This window comes from Paenibacillus polymyxa (genome assembly GCF_001719045.1).
Lineage (GTDB): Bacteria > Bacillota > Bacilli > Paenibacillales > Paenibacillaceae > Paenibacillus > Paenibacillus polymyxa_B.
Window position 1 is genome coordinate 3,257,501 of sequence record NZ_CP015423.1, and the last position, 19,757, is coordinate 3,277,257.

A 19,757-nucleotide genomic window follows, 5' to 3' on the forward strand; every position below is an offset into this window, starting at 1 on the left:
AGGGTGAAGGTGCGGTAACACGCACTGGAGGCCCGAACCCACGCATGTTGAAAAATGCGGGGATGAGGTGGGGGTAGCGGAGAAATTCCAATCGAACCCGGAGATAGCTGGTTCTCCCCGAAATAGCTTTAGGGCTAGCCTCGGAAAGAAGAATCGTGGAGGTAGAGCACTGATTGGGTGCGGGGCCCGCAAGGGTTACCAAGCTCAGTCAAACTCCGAATGCCATAGATTTAGTTCCGGGAGTCAGACAGTGAGTGCTAAGATCCATTGTCGAAAGGGAAACAGCCCAGACCATCAGCTAAGGTCCCCAAGTGTGTGTTAAGTGGGAAAGGATGTGGAGTTGCACAGACAACCAGGATGTTGGCTTAGAAGCAGCCACCATTGAAAGAGTGCGTAATAGCTCACTGGTCGAGTGACTCTGCGCCGAAAATGTAACGGGGCTAAACACACCACCGAAGCTATGGCTTGATGCAATGCATCAGGGGTAGGGGAGCGTTGAATGCGGGTTGAAGGTGTACCGTAAGGAGCGCTGGACTGCATTCAAGTGAGAATGCCGGTATGAGTAACGAAAAGATCTGTGAGAATCAGATCCGCCGAAAGCCTAAGGGTTCCTGAGGAAGGTTCGTCCGCTCAGGGTAAGTCGGGACCTAAGGCGAGGCCGATAGGCGTAGTCGAAGGACAACAGGTCGAAATTCCTGTACCACCGTAATCCGTTATGAGCGATGGGGTGACGCAGTAGGGTAGTGACGCGGACTGATGGATGTCCGTCTAAGCAGTGAGGCTGATGTGTAGGCAAATCCGCACATCGTTAAGGCTGGGCTGTGATGGGGAGCGAAAATTGGAGTAGCGAAGGTCATGATCTCAGACTGCCAAGAAAAGCCTCTAGCCAGGAGAAGGTGCCCGTACCGCAAACCGACACAGGTAGGCGAGAAGAGAATTCTAAGGCGCGCGGAAGAACTCTCGTTAAGGAACTCGGCAAAATGACCCCGTAACTTCGGGAGAAGGGGTGCCTCGGTAGGGTGAATAGCCCGAGGGGGCCGCAGTGAAAAGGCCCAAGCGACTGTTTAGCAAAAACACAGGTCTGTGCGAAGCCGCAAGGCGAAGTATACGGGCTGACGCCTGCCCGGTGCTGGAAGGTTAAGGGGAGTGGTAAGCCCTTCGGGGCGAAGCTATGAACCGAAGCCCCAGTAAACGGCGGCCGTAACTATAACGGTCCTAAGGTAGCGAAATTCCTTGTCAGGTAAATTCTGACCCGCACGAATGGCGTAACGACTTGGGCGCTGTCTCAACGAGAGATCCGGTGAAATTTTAATACCTGTGAAGATGCAGGTTACCCGCGACAAGACGGAAAGACCCCATGGAGCTTTACTGCAGCTTGATATTGAATTTGGGTACGATCTGTACAGGATAGGTGGGAGCCGTAGAATCTTGAGCGCCAGCTTGAGAGGAGGCATCCTTGGGATACCACCCTGATCGTATCTAGGTTCTAACTTGGTACCGTGATCCGGTACGAGGACAGTGTCAGGTGGGCAGTTTGACTGGGGCGGTCGCCTCCTAAAGAGTAACGGAGGCGCCCCAAGGTTCCCTCAGAATGGTTGGAAATCATTCGAAGAGTGCAAAGGCAGAAGGGAGCTTGACTGCGAGACCTACAAGTCGAGCAGGGACGAAAGTCGGGCTTAGTGATCCGGTGGTACCGCATGGAAGGGCCATCGCTCAACGGATAAAAGCTACCCTGGGGATAACAGGCTTATCTCCCCCAAGAGTCCACATCGACGGGAGGTTTGGCACCTCGATGTCGGCTCATCGCATCCTGGGGCTGAAGTAGGTCCCAAGGGTTGGGCTGTTCGCCCATTAAAGCGGTACGCGAGCTGGGTTCAGAACGTCGTGAGACAGTTCGGTCCCTATCTGTCGTGGGCGTAGGAAATTTGAGAGGAGCTGTCCTTAGTACGAGAGGACCGGGATGGACGTACCGCTGGTGTACCAGTTGTTCCGCCAGGAGCACCGCTGGGTAGCTATGTACGGAAGGGATAAGCGCTGAAAGCATCTAAGCGTGAAGCCCCCCTCAAGATGAGATTTCCCAGTATGTAAGACCCCTTGAAGACGACGAGGTAGATAGGTTGGGGGTGGAAGTGCAGTAATGCATGGAGCTGACCAATACTAATCGGTCGAGGGCTTATCCTAAGAATAAAACGCAAATAAGTTTCGGATCCAGTTTTCAGGGTGTAACCTTGAATGTAGAATTTACGATGTAAATTCATGTTTGGTGGCGATAGCGGAGGGGTTCCACACGTACCCATCCCGAACACGACCGTTAAGCCCTCCAGCGCCGATGGTACTTGGACCGCAGGGTCCTGGGAGAGTAGGACGTCGCCAAGCAAAATAAAAGAGCACAGCCTTTAAGGCTGTGCTCTTTTTCCTATAACCAATTCATTTATTATTCACATGAAAGGTCTTTCTCATGGATTCGGTCAAAAGTTTTATGATATCCTGGTTGTCCTTTGTATAGTGGTGCTTAGTTAGCATTTTTAACTAAGGACAGTATTAACTGGGGAAGTTAATCTATTTCAACCTGTTCTGTCTGAAGGACACTCAAGGCTTGAAGTTTACGGGTAATTTCTTTTTGCCACTTGGTATCTCCGACTTGTACGGCAAGATTGAGAAGGTCCAAATAATCATCAATATGCAGGGAGGTTTTACTGAAAGTTTCTTTCACTGCGGTCCTGCCTCCTTTAAAGTCTATGTGTATTTATCATTTAATAATGATAATCATTATCATAATATGATCTTATTCATATTATGCCTGTGTTCTAGATAAATTGCAAGTTATGATATGAATGAATTTTGAAGCACGCAAATGAGGGCTTGAAAAAACAAACCCTTCTCCTTAAGTTCACGCATTGTTCACGTCTTTTCTATGGAACATAATGAAAAGAACAAGCGGGCATTGAGTGTCCACCAATAAGGAGGGCAAATTGCGCAATGCTTCAACAAGAGGAGGAAAAAGACCATGAGCAGAACAAAAATGAAAGCGTTTGCTATTGTGGTGGTGAGCGCCTTGGCATTGACGCTGGCAGCTTGTAATAACGGACAAAGCGCAAGTCCGGGAAATTCAGGAGAACCGAGCAGAGGCACCGAAACGAAAGATGTTACGATTACCTTTCAGAACATTAATCCTGATCCGAGCACCCCTTCGTACAAAATGATTAAGCAAATTGTAGGTCAATACGAGCAGGATCATCCTCATGTCAAAATTGAATTGGATTCGCTAAATACAGATCAACAAAAGCTTAAGCTGAAAACACAGGCAGCGGCGAAGGAAGTACCTGATATCACGATTGTAAACCCGGCTGCACAGATGAAGCCATTCGTAGATGCCGGGCTGCTGGCTCCATTAAACGATGTGGCTGATAAAGAGGGGTTAAAAGATACATTTCAGAATGGACTTCTTAATTACTATAGTTTCGACGATAAGCTCTATGCTTTTCCGGACGGTAACAATATAGAAGTGGTGTTTTACAATAAGGAACTGTTCAAGCAGGCGGGAATCCAGAAGTTGCCGACCACCTTTGACGAGCTGATTACGACGGTCAAAACGCTGAAGGCGAAGGGAATTACTCCGATTGCCATTGGGGAAAAGGATTCATGGACGGGGTCCCTCCTTTTTATGAACATTTTGTTGCGTACGAATGAAGGACCGAATTTTCTCAATGATGTACTGGACGGCAAAAAGACGTTTAACGACCCGGCTTTTGTGGAAGCGGTGGATGCATTTCAAGAATTGGTGCAGGCAGGAGCTTTCCCGGATGGAGCTACATCTATTGACTACAATGCAGGCGGTAATATTTTTAAAACAGGAAAAGCCGCGATGTATATCATGGGTACATGGGAAACGGGGTCAATTGATGCTTCTTCGGTAGCGGGTAAGGTAGGAGCGTTTCAATTCCCTACGGTGAATGGCAAGGGTGATGTGAATGAGTATGTAATTGCGCCGGGCAGCGCATTTGCGGTATCTGCGAACAGTGAACATTTACAGGAAACGAAGGATTTTCTGCACTATTTTATTAAGGAGATGCCCAAAATTCAGTTTGATCTGAAAAATGCGATTGGCAGCGGTCAGAAAATGAAAGGTGATCTGAAGGAAGCGGGCTACTCCGAGTTAGCGATTAGTCTTAATGAGCTGTTCAAGAATGTAAAAGGGGGCGATCTCGCTTTTGATAATACGATGAATCCGGCTATTGCGCAGGCGCATCTGAGTAGCATTCAAAACCTGTTCGTGCAAAAGGAAGACTCTGCACAAGTTGCCAAGGAACATCAGAACACTTTTGAAGCGAATAAATAAGTGAGGATTTTGCAAAAATCCAATAAGCGACTTCCAATGAACAATATATAGATCGAAATGGCCTAGTTCGTCTAGATATTACACTTTGGAGCGACTGGCATTGAATTTTGCAAAATACTGAAGTAGCAGGCACTAGGGAGGGGGCAGAATGCTCCTTCCCTGATTGGAAATCATGTAGGTTGCGCATCCTCAGAAGATGTTCAGAATCAACACAAAGGAGATTAGAGCATGAATGTACTGAAGGTGCCAGCACGTACCATTGCCGTTTTCGTGCTACCCTGCCTGTTGTTGTATACCTGCATGGTATTTGTTCCGATTCTGGTGTCGGTGTATTGTGGATTGCTGGATTGGAACGGTATTGCCGAGGCAAAGTTCGTGGGGCTGGCTAATTTTGAGCGGATTTTTACAGCAGATTCAGTATTCTGGCCATCCGTGAAACGGACTATGATGTTTGCTGTGTTTTCCATGCTGGAGATTCCGTTCTGTCTGCTGCTGGCGATCTTGCTTAATCGTTATGTGCGTAAGGCCAATACGCTGGTTACGATGTATTTTTTGCCGGTTATTCTGTCGGTGGTCATTATCGGGCAGCTGTGGAAGACGATCTATAATCCGGCCTCGATGGGTGGAATGCTGAACGGTATTTTGATGGCGATTGGGCTGGAAAGCTGGACACGCTCATGGCTGACGGAACCGCAGATAGCGATGTACGCCCTCTATTTTGTATCGTTGTGGCAGTATTTCGGCTATCATTTGCTTATCCAGTTTACCGGGGTACAAAATATACCGAATGAGCTGTACGAAGCAGCCAAAATTGATGGAGCTGAAGGATTCAAAGCAGACCGCTATATTACGCTGCCGCTCATTGTACCTATTTTCAAGATATCAATTGTATTAGCATTTATCGGCTCCCTGCAATCGTTTGATTTGATCTGGGTGATGACGGGTGGAGGACCAGCCCATGCGACGGATACAGTATCCACGTATATGTACAATATGTCCTTTTTATCGATGAAATACGGATATGGCAGCGCATTGGCTTCAATTCTCGTAGTGATTTGCTTGTCATTTACAATTGTGATAAATTTTGTTTTCAAACGAATCGAAAATAAGGTAAGCTAAAGGAGATGGAACTGTTGAATGCCTTGAAAAAAACGGGAGTCTTTTCCTTATTGGCAATCTTAATTGTCACGCAGCTGTATCCACTCTTTTGGCTGCTGACCTATTCGTTGAAGACGAATGAAGAGATATTGAGCTCAAGCTTCTTTGCACTCCCTCAAGTGCCCCAGTGGCACAACTATCAGGAAGCCTATGAATCAGGGAGCTACTTGCGTTATTTAGGAAACAGTGTGCTGGTGACCGGGGTTACGATGATTTTCGTCATTTTATTAAGCTCGATGACTGCTTATGCGATTACACGTTTTCGTTGGCGCTTCGGGGCTGTTGTGCTGACTTTGTTTTTGATCGGGATGATGATCCCGATGCAAGCCACACTACTGCCACTGATGGTGATGTTTAAAAACGTCCATATTCTGAATACGTATTTCTCACTGATTTTACCCTACATTGCTTTTCAGACACCGATTGCGGTCTTCATCCTATCCGGCTTTATGCGGTCCATTCCCCACGAAATTGAAGAATCCGCTTACATTGACGGAGCAAGCATTTATCGTATTTTCCGCAGTGTAATCTTACCCATCTCGATTCCGCCTATCATGACGGTATGTATTTTAACTTTCATTAACATCTGGAATGAATACATTATGGCTGCCACCTTTATCTCATCCGAGAAGCTCAAAACTCTCCCTTTCGGCGTATATACGTTCGTCAGCCAGTATTCTGTGAACTACGGTAATATTGGTGCTTTTCTAGTCATGGGTGCCTTACCGGTCATTATTATTTATTTTGTTCTGTCCGAAAATATCACCAAGGGCATGGTTGCGGGAGCGGTTAAAGGATAGGCGGCCGATGCGAAAGGAGCGCACGGAGGTATGATGCGCCGTTTTCAATCCATTCAATACCGCTTGTTTGTTCTGTTCCTATTGAGCATGTCCGGCATTGTGCTGGCGGTCAGTCTATTATTTTACAACCGTACTACGGTGCAGTTCCATGATAAGGTCAGCGAACTGGCGCGTAAAAATGTATCCCAGACGGCAGGCCTATTCGAATTGCTACTCGGCAGCTATAACAGTCTCTCCAAATCGATCAGCAACAATATGGATTTGGTGCGTCTGTTGACGACGGATAGTAGTGATTTACCTGCTGTCAATTACATCAACGAACGTACGATTACGAATATTCTGGGGGCTATCTATTATTCGCGTGAGGATCTGATTGGCATCCATGTCATCACAGACACAGGCAAGGTATATAACTATGGAAATTATATGAATGTCATTGATACTCATTACGAACATACGGAATGGTATAAGGAAATTCGAAAGTCGGCTGGCAAAATTGCATGGCTGGGCGTGTATCCTCACTCTGTCATTGATCAGGTGGAAACCAGACCCGTGTTTGCGTTTGGACGGCAGCTCTATGATCTGGATGAACACAAGCCGATTGGTATTGTCCTGTTTGAGGCTGAGCCGCGTTCTGTTTTGTCCGCTCTCCACAATTTGCGGTTAGGCACCAATAGTCAGGTATATTTGTTGGGTCATGAAAATCGAATTGTGTCGGCCACTTCCTCTGATCCGCCACCGGATTTGCAAAATTTAGAGCAGCAGGTACCGGAGGAGGATGTTATTGTAAATCGAAGTAATGAAAGAGTTGTAATCGCTTCCAAGTTGCCGTTTGCCGACTGGTCTGTGATTAGTGTGACACCTAGTGAGGATCTGAACGTGGAGCTGGTGCAAAATCAAAGGTACTTATTTATCGTGGCACCTATACTTATTATTGTGTCGGCGTTAATTGCATCTATCGTCTCCAGGGGCATTTCCCTTCCACTCAAGCGAGTCATTCGGGAAATGAAGCGGGTAGAGACAGGAAATTTCCGTCATACGGTAAACACCAAATCCTATGAAGAAATCAATCAACTAGCTACCTCTTTTAACCATATGGTAAGACGGATTGCAGAGCTAATCGAGCTGGTGCGTATATCATCGGTCAGTGAAAAAAATGCGGAGCTGCACGCGCTGCAGACGCAGGTCAATCCACATTTTCTGTATAATACGCTGGATATGATCTATTGGATGCTGGATGAAAAGGGACAAGATCAGCTCGGAGAGGTGGTTCTCTCCTTATCCCATATGTTCCGTTACAGCAGCCATTGGGAAGAGGGGACTGATGTAAGCCTTCGTGAAGAAGTGGAGCAGGTTGGCCACTATCTTACCATTATCCAAGCCCGGCTGGAGGGCAGGGTATCCGTAGACATCAATATTGAAGAACGATGGATGGATATCCGCTTGCCGAAAATGACCTTACAGCCATTAATTGAAAATGCGGTGAAGCACGGACTGGAGCCTCTTCATGCAGATACAGGTGGCAAGTTGCTCGTCAGAGCGGAGGAATATGGCGGTGTATTGAGTCTGCACATCATCGACAACGGTGCAGGGATGGAGTACGAACGATGGGAGGTGGTCCAGGTCGCTTTGGCAGAACCCGGCAAACAGGCGGGCAGCGGGCAGGCGGGAGGCATCGGCCTGCAAAACCTAAATTTACGGCTACGGCACATGTTCGGAGAAGAGTACGGCCTACGGATCTCTAGCGTACCTGGGGCCGGAACAACAGTCACTGTAAGTGTGCCTCTGCCACAGAAGGAGGAGAAACATGAATATTCTGATAGCTGACGATGAAAATATGATTCGGCAGGGGATTCGGCGTACCATTGGCCAAGCTCTACCAACCTGCGGCATTCATCTCGCTGCTTCCACCGAGGAGGCAGCAGGCATTCTGGCGGAGCATCCTGTAGATATTGTATTAACTGATATCCTGATGCCCGGTATGGATGGTCTGGAATTCATGCGTATTTCTAAGCGAAAGCATCCTCATCTGCAGTGGGTTGTCATTTCGGCCCATTCCGACTTCCATTATGCACAAAGAGCAGTAAAGCTGGGTGCCAAAGACTACCTGTTAAAGCCGATTGGTAAAAGAAAGCTGCTGGAATGCATTGAAATACTGGCAGCCGAAGCGCTTGTGGCCTCGCAGCAGGCGAACGAGGGTAGGCTTCTCAAATCCAATATGGTTTATTTGCGTGAAGCCGTTTTCCAACGCTATGCCCTTGGACTGGACACGGGCAAGCTGGATATACAGCCTTTTGTCGAAAATTATCCGGAATTCCATCTCTTCATGGTTCGCATGGAACCTGATCACAAGCAGACGCATCTGGAGCATTTTATGATTGAAAATGTACTGTCCGAGCTCATTGAGGCAGGAGGCAGCGGCTTTGTCGTCAGTCTAGACCGCCATAGTCTGCTGGGCATTGCAAGGCTAAGGGATGAGGCAGAGGCCGCACGGCTAGAGACGTTGCTCGAATCCCATTTGAAGCGTTATGTGAAGGTGCCCCTACAAATTACACGTTCGGGTGTTCATCACAATTTTGCCTCCATACCTGAAGAGGTGGCGCGACTAAGACGTACACCAGAGGAGATTGCAGCCGCAGCAGCGGATACAGGAGAATGTCTGCGCAAAGGCATGCATACGGTAGATGTGGCATTGCAATACATTCGGGCTCACTTTACAGAGGAGCTGTCGCTGGAGAAGGTGGCTTCAATCGTATTTTTGAATCCGGTGTATTTCAGCCAGTTATTCAAGCAAAAGACGGGACAAGGCTACAAGGATTATGTCATTTGCCTGCGTATGGAGGAGGCGAAGCGGCTGCTCAGTGATCCTCATCTGCGGCTGGCTGATATTTCGGAGCGGATCGGCTATCAGGATATGCGGCATTTTACACAGGTATTCCGGCGCAAATGTGGAATGACTCCAACCGAGTATCGGCATCAAGGAGTCAAGTAAGGCGGTTACCAACGACCGAATGAAGGAAGTTCATCTAGCATCAGACTGTTTCAGGAGTAGAGCGGTAGAGCATCTACTCGGGAACAGTCTTTTTCGCGTCTCCAGCTTGTAGCAGTTCAACAAATTTGCGAGCTGCATTGGATAAATAACGATCTTTGCGCCATACGACGGCAGGCTGTGTGAAGGGGAATGGCTCCTTAATGGAGAGTGTGCGAAATCTGTCCCCGTATTCTTGTCCCAAGCCAGCGTCTGGAATAATGGTAATTCCCATGCCTGTGGAAACGAGCGAGAGAATGGTCGATATTTCTGGACAGTCTAGTACGACGCGCGGAATAAGATGGTGTTCCTGAAATTTGCGGATGACGGTTTCGTATAGTCCGTATCCTTCTGTTCGGCGTCCCAACAAGAGGTCATAGCTGGCAGCTTCCTGTAAGGTAATTTCCCCACTGGGATGGCGATCTGCCCATTCACACGGAAGAACCGCAACAAAAGAAACGCCCTCCAGTTCAATCGTATGGTACGATTTGTCATCTACCGGAAGCAGCAGCAGGGCCAGATCAACTTTATTTTGGTGCAGCAGCTCTTCCAGATGATGTGTGTCTCCGTGTCCTATTTTAACGTATACCTCTGGATAAACCTGATGAAAGCGACTGAGTTGTTCAGTAATCAGAGACATACAGGCGGATGACGTGCCTATAGCAAGTGTGCTGGTTACTTTGTTTTCAAACTCCCCAATTTCTCTACAGGTGTCCTCCATTTCAGCCAATAATCGTTTGGCGCGTGTATACAGTGTATACCCGGCCTCGGTAACTTCCCACTTCTTTCCTTCACGGTAAATCAGCTTTACACCAAGCTCGTCCTCCATATTTTTGAGTTGTTGACTCAGTGGAGGCTGGGCCATGTTGAGCGTTCTGGCGGCCTTGGTGATTTGCCCTTCCTCCACGATGACGCAAAAGTAATGGAGATGCTTCAAGTCCATTGGGGATTCCTCCTCATTTCTAAACAACGCTTCGATTTGAATACTTTTAAAGTATGCATTACATATATTATATATATTTTTCGTGTGCAGGGAACGGGCGTATAATTTTTGACAGTAATGCATGGGTGAACATAAAACGATGGGATGGAAGGAGGGGACATATGAAGAAAATCATTGTAGGAATATCGGGAGCGACAGGGTCGATTTTTGGTATCCGTATATTACAACAATTACGAGAGGCTGGGGTCCAAAGCCATCTGGTGCTATCCCCGTGGGCTATTGCGAACATCCCCTATGAGACAGGCTACACGGTGAAGGAAGTGGAGGCGATGGCGGATGCGGTCTACTCGTATAAGGATCAGGCTGCGCGTATTTCCAGCGGCTCCTTTCGAGTAGACGGCATGGTCGTCGCTCCTTGCAGCATGAAGACCCTTGCCTCCATTCGTATTGGTATGGCGGACAACCTGCTTACCCGATCAGCGGATGTGATACTGAAGGAGCGAAAGAAGCTACTGCTCATGACCAGAGAAACACCATTAAGCAGCATCCATCTGGAAAATATGCTGGAGCTGTCACGTATGGGCGTGATGATCCTGCCGCCGATGCCTGCCTTTTATAATCATCCTGCAAGTATCGAGGAATTGGTGGATCATATTGTTTTTCGTGCATTGGATCAGTTCGGTATTGTCACAACCGCAGCCAAACGCTGGGATGGAATGAAGCAGAATGACTCCAGGCTGCACCAGAATTGAGAAATCGAAAGACGAAGGAGAATGAATAATGGCTTATAAAGACTTTCGCGATTTTCTACACACCTTGGAAAAGGAGGGACAATTACTCACGATCAGCGATGAGGTAAAGCCGGAGCCGGACCTCGCAGCAGCTAACAGAGCATTAAACAATCTTGGAGATAAGACGCCTGCTCTCTTTTTCAACAACATCTATGGATATACGAATGCTCGTATTGCAATGAATGTGATGGGCTCCTGGCCCAATCATGCCCTCATGATGGGAATGCCCAAAAACACGCCGCTCAAGGAGCAGTTTTTTGAATTTGCCAGACGCTATGAACAATTTCCGGTGCCCGTGAAGCGGGAAGAAACCGCACCCTTTCATGAAGTCGAGATTACAGAGGATATTAATTTGTTTGATATTTTGCCGTTGTTTCGTTTGAATCAGGGGGACGGTGGGTTTTATCTGGATAAAGCAATTCTAGTTTCACGCGATCTGGATGACCCGGACACCTACGGTAAGCAAAATGTCGGCTTATACCGGATGCAGGTGAAAGGCAAGAACCGTTTGGGCATCCAGCCTGTACCACAGCATGATATTGCGATCCATATCCGTCAGGCTGAGGAGCGCGGAGAAAATCTGAAGGTGGCTATTGCCCTCGGATGTGAGCCTGTGATTACAACGGCTGCTTCTACGCCGCTGCTGTACGATCAATCCGAATATGAGATGGCGGGCGCCATTCAGGGTGAGCCTTATCGTGTGGTCAAAGCGAAGGATGCAGATCTGGATCTGCCTTGGGGAGCCGAGGTCATTTTGGAAGGCGAAGTGTTAGCAGGTGAACGTGAGTATGAAGGTCCATTCGGTGAATTCACAGGTCACTATTCCGGCGGCCGCGCGATGCCAGTCATTCAGATTAATCGTGTATATCACCGCAAACAGCCTATCTTTGAGCATCTGTACATCGGGATGCCTTGGACCGAAACGGATTATATGATCGGTGTGAATACAAGTGTACCGCTGTTTCAGCAGCTTAAGGATGCTTTTCCTAATGAAATCGTGGCTGTTAATGCCATGTATACGCATGGGCTGGTCGCTATTATTTCCACGAAAACCCGGTATGGCGGCTTTGCAAAGGCTGTGGGAATGCGTGCGTTAACGACTCCGCATGGATTAGGGTATTGCAAGCTCGTGATTGTGGTGGATGAGGAGGTCGATCCGTTCAATCTGCCGCAGGTCATGTGGGCTTTATCCACCAAGCTTCATCCAAAGCATGATGCTGTCATTGTTCCTGGCTTGTCTATTTTACCGCTTGACCCCGGCTCTGATCCGGCAGGTATGACGCACAAAATGATATTGGATGCGACGACACCTGTAGCACCGGATATTAGAGGACATTACTCGCAGTCGCTCGATTCCCCGTTGGGTGTAGCAGAATGGGAGAAAAAGTTGAGCCGAATGCTTCGCTGAATATTTTTAAAAATAAAGAAAGATTAAAGGAGTGCTGACAGATGCATATTTGTCCCCGTTGTGAATCTAATCGTTCGGAGGTTGTTACCCGCTCGCCAGTTAAAGGCGCCTGGGAGGTTTTGTTGTGTCCTGTGTGCCTGTTCACATGGCGGACCTCAGAACCGGATAGCATTACGGATCCAGCAAAGTATAAATCGGCGTTCAAGGTAAACCCCCAAGATATTCCGAATGCTGCTCATGTTCCTCCTATTCCCGAGCGGATATAGGGTCGTTCGTAAGTAGCCGTAAATTATGGTACTTTGAAGTTATAGGCCAAAAGTAAAGGGGAATATACTTCATGCAGACACCAAGGATCGGTAAGGAACTGTTTACGCTGTTGGACGGTAAGGAGCTGAAGGACAAGCAGCATGAAGCAATGATGCTGCTGACGGTCACGGAAGATCAGTGGCCGCACATAGCGATGATTAGTGTGGGCGAGGTTGTAGCGCTGGACGAGGGGAATTTGCGTCTGGCACTATGGCCGGGTACGACCACGACGGGCAACATGATCCGTACTGGGAAGGCGACGCTTGCGGTGTTCACCGGGGGGAAGGCGCATTATGTGCGGTTATCACTGGAACATCTGCCTGCTTTGCCTGGAGCCAAGCATGTACGTGAGCGATTTGCGGCTCATGTTTTTGCAGCCAGAGAAGATTCGGCCCAATATGCGGATATCTTGACAGGTGTCACGGTTCGTCTCAAGGAACCGGAATCGGTGATCCATCGCTGGAAGGAAACGGTGGCTGAGCTGTTAATGTAATGCCATCTGATTACTCCGTCGTTTATATGCACCAACTGGCTCCTAATATGGAAGAATACCATCATTTAAGAGTTCGCGCAGCAGCATATAGCTGTTTGTAAATGCGAGATTGTGGATCTGTTGAGAAAACTCTTCACTATGGCTCTGAAGCTACACAAATTGTAATGTCTAATCTTTATCAGAAACGATCTAGTTAATAAGGACCAAATTTCCTTCGAAGCCTAAACTATTCTTTTCCATATGACGACATAAAACGTAGGTGTAAGGATTTTGCGAAATCCTTAATTTAAGTTTTGAAATGGGAGGGAATTAGATTTTGAAGAATAGATGGTCCGGTTTTCTGGCGTTGGTCATCCTGATTTCAAGTTTTACATCATATGCAGGATTTGCATCTGCTGCGGATGCGGTGCTTTCCAAGATTGTCCTTTCATCTAACGAGGTAACTTTGCAGCAGGGAGATACGGCTGCGTTGACGGCTACTGCTGTTTTTAGCGATGGGACAACCTCGAATGTAACCGTAAGCACGGAATGGAAAAGTGATAATACAGCTATTGCTACTGTGTATAATGGTACAGTTTCGGCTAAGGCTGAAGGGGAAGCCACCGTGGTTGCGACCTATAAAGAGAAGGTGCAATCGGTTCAGGTACATGTCACGAAAAAGGTTAAGGCGCTGACATCCAGTGTACAAAGCCTGAACTTGCGTTCAAGCGGTACAGGACAGATTGATCTGACAGCGACTTACAGTGATAATACAACAGCTCAGGTTTCAGGCGATGCGGCCTGGACTTCGGATAATCAGAAGGTAGCGACTGTAGTCAACGGATTGGTTACCGCTCAAGGAGCCGGTACAGCCAATATTAAGGCTGTATATGGACAACAGACCGTAACGATTGCTGTACAGGTGGAGCAGGTTAAACGGCTGGATGCCAGTACATCAGAGGTTTCTCTTTTGTTGAAAGATACGGAGAAAGTTAAATTGACAGCAACGTTCCCGGATGGATCAATTCAGGATGTTACAGAGTCTGCCGAGTGGAGCTCCAGCAATACAGCCGTGGCAGATGTTCTGAAAGGCACTATTACCGGCTATAGCACAGGGAAGGCGACAATTACAGGTAAATATGGCACGATGTCCGCTACGATTGCAGTGGATGTGGATCAGACGAATAAGCTGAAAGCCAGCGAAACCAATATTTTTCTCCGTTTGGATGAATCTAAGAAAATACAGGTGTCTGCTGTGTACCCGGATGGAACGGTAACAGATATCACAGATAAAGCTACTTGGACATCAAGCGATGAAAAAATTGCGACTGTGAATAAGGGAACGATTATGGCTATTGGAGCGGGTTCGGCTACGGTGACCGCTAAGTATGGAGATAAGACCGTTTCGATCAAGACAGATGTCGAAACCTCCAGATATCTGGATTTGAGTGAGGACAAGCTGAGCCTGAATGCCAAGGAATCCAAAAAGCTCAAGCTGACCGCAACGTATGTAACAGGTACGGAAGAAGATATCACAAGTAAGGCAGAGTGGAAGTCCAGCAATGAAGACATCGCTTTTGTCAGTGCGGGAGAAGTCACGGGTTATAAAACAGGTGAGGCTACGATCACCGCTTCTTATGGTGGCAAAACAGTTACAGCTACGGTATCCGTAAATGTACCCGGTGATCTGTCTTTGTCCTCCAAAACGGCAACGATTGATATTGATGAGGACTATACTGCAACTTTGACGGCTACTTATGCGGATGGACGTAAAGAAGATGTAACACAGGATGCAGAATGGACTTCAAGCGCAGAAGATATTGCCTCTGTGTCCAAAGGAACGATTACGGGTAAATCCGCTGGTAAAGCGGTTATTACAGTGACCTATAATGGCAAAAAACTGACGATTAACGTGCAAGTAGGCCTTGTAGACCGTCTGGAAACAGACTCGCGTGTAATTGCGCTTGGTGCTCAGGAAACGAAGCAACTGAAAGTAACAGGAGTTAAGAGTGGCGGTACAAAAACAGATGTAACTAAGGACGCCACCTGGACAACTAGCAATGTAAAAGTGGTTGAGGTTAGCGAAGGTTTGATCAAAGCGAATGGTAGCGGTAAGGCAACTGTGACTGCTTCATATGGCAAGCAAAACATTACGTTTACGGTAGAAGTGGACGTAGCGCAAAAGATTGAAGCGGATGCAATCGCGCTATCGCTCAAATCTGGAGATCAAAAAACCATCGCGATTGTGGTTAAATCGAGTGATGGTAAAGAAAAGGACGTTACGGCCCAAGCTGAATGGAAAACGTCTAATTATAAGGTAGCCACTGTTAAAAAGGGTCAGGTTACCGCGGTTAGCTACGGTAAAGCTAACATTCAGGCGAAATTTGGCGGGAAGGTAATCAGCGTACCTGTGGATGTTGATACGCTTAAATACCTGCAAACAGACGAAGTCGCATTGAATTTGAAGGCAGGACAGCTGGCTAAGGTTACGGCTACAGCCACGTATAAGGATGAGTCGGAGAAGGATGTCTCCAAACCGGCTGTCTGGTCCTCGTCCAGAATTATTGTTGCGACCGTCAAAGACGGTAACATTAAGGCACAGGGCAAGGGTAAAGCTGTAATTACTGTGAAATATGCAGGTAAAATGACGAAGGTACAGGTAACCGTTCAGTAAAAAAGAGAGCAAGCATACGTCCAAGGACGATAGGCTTGCTCTTTTATTTTAAGGAGGCTACCGCTTATAATTTATGACTTATCCTTCTTGGTTGGTGTGTTGCGTGTAAGTGATTCGGTCAAACGCTTGCCAGTCGGCGTCTGGGCCAAGCCGCCTTTGGCGGTCTCGCGGTGCTTCGACGGCATCGCACTGCCGACTTCAAGCATCACGTCAATGACTTCGTCAGACGGAATAGCGCTGCGCACACCCGCCAAAGCCATATCTGCTGCGGCAAGTGCAGTCACGGCTCCCAGCCCGTTGCGCACGATGCACGGGATCTCCACGAGTCCGGCGACGGGGTCGCAAATCAGGCCGAGCGTGTTCTTAAGGGCGAGACCCACGGCGTGAACAGCCTGTTCAGGCGTACCACCGCGCAGCTCGACCATAGCGCCAGCGGCCATCCCGATAGCTGAGCCAATCTCAGCCTGACAGCCTCCCTCCGCGCCAGAAATGAAGGAGTTGTTGGCGATCACGTAGCCAATGGCTCCAGCGGCGAATAGGCCGTTCACCATATGCTCATCATCCCAGCCGAACCGCTCCTGCGCACTGATGAATACACCAGGGATAACCCCACATGAGCCTGCGGTAGGCGTGGCGACAATGCGACCCATGGATGCATTAACCTCCGACACGGAGAGGGCATAAGCCATGGCGAGCGCGGAGGCATCGCCAGAGCAGGTTTCCCCTGCCCGCAGATACTCGGTTAGGCGCTTGCCGTCCCCGCCCGTCAATCCACTGCGGGATACGGTGTCTTGTGTTTGTCCGCGATGAACGGCTTCCTTCATGACTTCATAATAATCAGACATTTGGCGGAAGATTTCTTCCTCCGTTGTATTCGTCTCTTGTACCTGTTCTTGAATCATCAAGCGGCCAATTGTGGTGGATTCTTCAGCGCATAAAGCGCTGATTTCATGCAGATGGCTAAACCGCATCGGATTCAGCTCCTTTTTTCAAATTAATCATTTTAATTTCATACATATGAGGTAAAGAACGCAGTTCCGCAATTAGTTCAGCTGGAGCAGAACTGTCCGTTTCAATGGCGGTGAGTGCTTCACCGTCCCGGCCCTTGCGATCTACGTGCATATAGGCAATGTTAATGTGAGCCGCGCCCAGCGCTGAAGTTATCGCGCCCAATGTACCGGGCTTATCTGAGTGGAGAAGCACCAGCGTAGGCAGCTCCCCGGTCAGATTGACCCGGAATTCGTTCAATTGCTGGACATGGATGCTGCCGCCGCCGATGGAGGAGCCCAACAGTGTGCGCTGATCCTCGCCCTTCCACAGCTCGAAACGGACAGTGTTCGGATGAGGGGCGGGGAGTCCGCTGACGGCGAATTCTACGGCCATCCCGGCTTGCTCTGCCCATTGCTCGGCATCGGGAATCCGGTGATCGTCCGTATCGTAATTAAGCAGTCCTGCGATGAGCGCCAGATCTGTACCGTGTCCTTTATACGTATCGGCAAAGGAGCCGTATAATGTCATGCGGGCACGGTCAGGCTGCGCTCCGAGCCAGTGCCGGGCAACGCGTGCGAGTCGCACCGCGCCTGCGGTGTGTGAACTGGAAGGTCCGGTCATGGCCGGGCCGATAATGGAAAATACATCTTTGAAACGCATGGTGTGGCCCCCTGTATGTTCTAATACCATACTATATGGTATTTCCGCGTCTTTGCGCGTTTATGACGGTTCCTAATGCTGACGCGCAATGTGAGCACAAAAAAGGACAGGATAAGGAAGTTTCCCTTATCTCTGTCCTCGTTACCTGAGAGTTTCGTGCGGTGTTCTTACCGCCTTACCCCTTGGGTGGCTTGCGCTCTCTCCAGAGTTGCGTCAGATGACGATACATGGACCTGAGAGATTATCCGCCAGCCGGGTGCTGGCGTCTTGCTCCTTCGGTGCCGCCAGAGTGTAGGCTCCCTGGACAGACTCTCCCGTCATCTTCATTCGCGTATACCGTTCTACATGTCTTCCTTAGGGTAATGTATGCCGTGCTCGGTGTCAATCACAGGGTTCAATTTTTACATAAACAGGTGCGTTACCAATAAAGAAGATTAAAATTTACATAATTATGGATGGAATCAGGAAGGAATTAGAAGATTGGCGGCTAATCTGATAAAGGACAAGTACATTTATGGAAAACATAGGAGGGATATTGACGTATGGTAAAAGGCTTGCGGTTCACAGATTCACGCTTAAAAGGGATGCTGCATCTAGCAGCAATCGTATCACTGCTGATCGGGATCTTCGTACCATTCGGTCAGGTCAAGGCAGAGGGAGCATTGACAGTAGCCGAAGCAATTCAGGGCCAAAGCAGTGGAGGTACGGTGACGGTGGAAGGCTACATCGTCGGACATGCTACCGGATCGAAAACGGCTAACTTTTCTTCTCCGTTCGCGAATGATTTTAACGTACTGATTGCCGATCAGGCAAATGAACGTAATACGTCTAATCTATTGGATGTACAGCTGACTTCAGCGTACAGAGGGCAATTTGGGCTGTCAGGCCACCCTGAGCTGATCGGCAGCAAAATTCGTGTGACGGGTACACTCGGCGCCTACAATAATTTTGGTGGAGTGAAAAGCCCAAGCGCTGTTGAACTGGTGAGCGGAAGCGAGCCGGGGGAACCAGGTGAACCTGGCGAACCTGGCAACCCGGGTCAACCCGGTACTACTTTGCCGGATGGAAAAGGCAAAAAGGTGCTGTTCGATAATACGCACGCACAGACCGCTGGTGCAGCAGATTGGGTCATTGAAGGCGCCTTCTCCGACTTTGCCAATGGACTGCGTAATGTAGGCTTTACGGTAGACCAATTGAATCGTCCCATTCCTTTTACTTATGGAGAGCAGGCCATAACATATGACAAGCTGCGCCAATATGATGTGTTCATTATTGGTGAAGCGAATGTTGCCTTTAAGGCATCCGAGCAGGCTGCTCTGCTGCAATACGTGAATAACGGGGGGAGCGTCTTCTTCATCTCCGATCATTATAATGCGGACCGTAACAAAAACCGTTGGGATTCCTCCGAAGTTATGAATGGCTACCGTCGTGGAGCCTATACTAATCCGGCCAAAGGCATGACTGCAGAAGAAGCAGCATCACCGGCGATGCAAGGATTAACAAGCTCCGATTGGCTGGCGGCCAACTTTGGTGTTCGTTTCCGTTATAATGCGCTTGGTGACGTGAATGCTACCGACATTGTAGCCGCAGATCAATCTTTCGGCATTACCAAGGGTGTGCGCTCGATTGCGATGCATGCAGGATCTACGCTGGCTATTATTGATCCTACCAAGGCTAAAGGCATTGCTTTTATCCCTTCAGGCACGAAAAAATGGGGGAATGCTGTAGATCAGGGAGTTTATAACGGCGGGGGCCGTGCGGAAGGACCTTATGCCGCTATCTCCAAGGTAGGTCAAGGCAAGGCAGCGTTTATCGGTGATTCTTCCCCTGTAGAAGATGCTACACCGAAATATGTGCGTGAGGAAAATGGACAGTCGAAGAAGACATATGATGGTTTCAAGGAAGTGGATGATTCCACCTTCCTGGTACAAACGGTCCAATGGCTTGCATGGAAGCAGGACTACACGAAATTGTCCGATGTGGCAGGTTTGACTCTGGATCAACCAACGAAGCTTCTGCCATTCGAGGAGCCTGCGGCTTCCACGGAACCGCAGGCTGAGCCTTGGGCTGCTCCGGCAGCAGGCTACAAATGGTATGATCCTAGAACGTTCAAGTCTGGCTCCTATGGAGCGGCTTCGTAATTATCGTGAGGAGCTCAATGTGAGCTGGTGCTAATTAGTCGTTTGAT

General features: G+C 48.4%; 15 protein-coding genes, 2 rRNA genes and 1 riboswitch (1 of these 18 cut by a window edge). Of the genes, 13 read left to right on the forward strand and 4 right to left on the reverse strand.

The features are described from left to right. Both AOU00_RS14595 and rrf read left to right on the forward strand, forming a co-directional pair. Positions 1-2,181, forward strand: a 23S ribosomal RNA gene (locus AOU00_RS14595) (it extends 749 nt beyond the left edge of the window). Positions 2,182-2,259: 78 nt separating this feature from the next. Next, positions 2,260-2,376, forward strand: a 5S ribosomal RNA gene (gene rrf, locus AOU00_RS14600). Positions 2,377-2,554: 178 nt separating this feature from the next. On the opposite strand, the gene AOU00_RS26620 is transcribed toward rrf, so the two are convergent. Then, positions 2,555-2,713 carry a hypothetical protein gene (locus AOU00_RS26620; RefSeq protein ID WP_165147892.1) on the reverse strand — a complete coding sequence of 53 codons (159 nt, stop codon included), beginning with the start codon at positions 2,711-2,713 and terminating at the stop codon, positions 2,555-2,557. A 294-nt stretch (positions 2,714-3,007) separates the two neighbouring features. Between AOU00_RS26620 and AOU00_RS14605 the strand changes: the two genes are divergently transcribed. From AOU00_RS14605 to AOU00_RS14625, 5 genes are all read left to right on the forward strand, one after another. Next, on the forward strand, positions 3,008-4,339 hold the full coding sequence (locus AOU00_RS14605) for an extracellular solute-binding protein (RefSeq protein ID WP_061832100.1): 1,332 nt from the start codon (positions 3,008-3,010) through the stop codon (positions 4,337-4,339). A gap of 228 nt (positions 4,340-4,567) precedes the next feature. Beyond that, on the forward strand, positions 4,568-5,458 hold the full coding sequence (locus AOU00_RS14610; protein WP_061832099.1) for a carbohydrate ABC transporter permease: 891 nt from the start codon (positions 4,568-4,570) through the stop codon (positions 5,456-5,458). 5 nt (positions 5,459-5,463) lie between these two features. Beyond that, positions 5,464-6,297: a carbohydrate ABC transporter permease gene (locus tag AOU00_RS14615; RefSeq protein WP_013308419.1), complete on the forward strand. Its 834-nt coding sequence runs from the start codon at positions 5,464-5,466 to the stop codon at positions 6,295-6,297. Positions 6,298-6,327: 30 nt separating this feature from the next. Next, entirely contained in the window at positions 6,328-8,124 is a 1,797-nt protein-coding gene (locus tag AOU00_RS14620; protein ID WP_061832098.1) for a sensor histidine kinase, read from the forward strand. Further along, positions 8,105-9,289 (forward strand): response regulator, encoded by a 1,185-nt coding sequence (locus tag AOU00_RS14625; RefSeq protein ID WP_025723834.1) that lies wholly within the window; start codon positions 8,105-8,107, stop codon positions 9,287-9,289. Before AOU00_RS14620 ends, AOU00_RS14625 begins: the two co-directional genes overlap by 20 nt. Before the next feature lie 73 nt (positions 9,290-9,362). Here the strand turns inward: AOU00_RS14625 and AOU00_RS14630 are convergent, their stop codons facing one another. Then, a complete protein-coding gene (locus tag AOU00_RS14630) occupies positions 9,363-10,268 on the reverse strand; it encodes a LysR family transcriptional regulator (protein ID WP_061832097.1) in 906 nt (301 codons plus the stop codon). A gap of 161 nt (positions 10,269-10,429) precedes the next feature. Between AOU00_RS14630 and AOU00_RS14635 the strand changes: the two genes are divergently transcribed. The 5 genes from AOU00_RS14635 to AOU00_RS14655 all read left to right on the forward strand — a co-directional run bounded on the left by AOU00_RS14635 (position 10,430) and on the right by AOU00_RS14655 (position 15,919). Further along, the gene (locus AOU00_RS14635) at positions 10,430-11,020 is read left to right on the forward strand and encodes a flavin prenyltransferase UbiX (protein WP_013369033.1); all 591 of its coding nucleotides are present in this window, start codon (positions 10,430-10,432) and stop codon (positions 11,018-11,020) included. Positions 11,021-11,048: 28 nt separating this feature from the next. Then, entirely contained in the window at positions 11,049-12,467 is a 1,419-nt protein-coding gene (locus AOU00_RS14640; RefSeq protein ID WP_061832096.1) for a non-oxidative hydroxyarylic acid decarboxylases subunit C, read from the forward strand. A 41-nt stretch (positions 12,468-12,508) separates the two neighbouring features. Then, the gene (locus AOU00_RS14645) at positions 12,509-12,733 is read left to right on the forward strand and encodes a non-oxidative hydroxyarylic acid decarboxylases subunit D (protein ID WP_028541239.1); all 225 of its coding nucleotides are present in this window, start codon (positions 12,509-12,511) and stop codon (positions 12,731-12,733) included. A gap of 71 nt (positions 12,734-12,804) precedes the next feature. Then, positions 12,805-13,266, forward strand: a complete 462-nt coding sequence (locus AOU00_RS14650) for a hypothetical protein (protein ID WP_061832095.1) — start codon at positions 12,805-12,807, stop codon at positions 13,264-13,266. A gap of 316 nt (positions 13,267-13,582) precedes the next feature. Next, entirely contained in the window at positions 13,583-15,919 is a 2,337-nt protein-coding gene (locus AOU00_RS14655) for an Ig-like domain-containing protein (RefSeq protein ID WP_061832094.1), read from the forward strand. A gap of 71 nt (positions 15,920-15,990) precedes the next feature. Here the strand turns inward: AOU00_RS14655 and sdaAA are convergent, their stop codons facing one another. Both sdaAA and sdaAB read right to left on the reverse strand, forming a co-directional pair. Next, complete coding sequence (sdaAA, locus tag AOU00_RS14660; protein ID WP_069290900.1) at positions 15,991-16,890, reverse strand: L-serine ammonia-lyase, iron-sulfur-dependent, subunit alpha; 900 nt, start codon at positions 16,888-16,890, stop codon at positions 15,991-15,993. Further along, positions 16,880-17,569: an L-serine ammonia-lyase, iron-sulfur-dependent subunit beta gene (sdaAB, locus tag AOU00_RS14665; protein ID WP_039270247.1), complete on the reverse strand. Its 690-nt coding sequence runs from the start codon at positions 17,567-17,569 to the stop codon at positions 16,880-16,882. The genes sdaAA and sdaAB overlap by 11 nt, the downstream gene beginning before the upstream one ends. 211 nt (positions 17,570-17,780) lie before the next feature. Continuing rightward, positions 17,781-17,896, reverse strand: a riboswitch (glycine riboswitch). Positions 17,897-18,111: 215 nt separating this feature from the next. Here sdaAB and AOU00_RS14670 point away from each other — a divergent pair. After that, complete coding sequence (locus AOU00_RS14670; RefSeq protein ID WP_069290901.1) at positions 18,112-19,710, forward strand: DUF6359 domain-containing protein; 1,599 nt, start codon at positions 18,112-18,114, stop codon at positions 19,708-19,710. Positions 19,711-19,757: the final 47 nt, after the last annotated feature.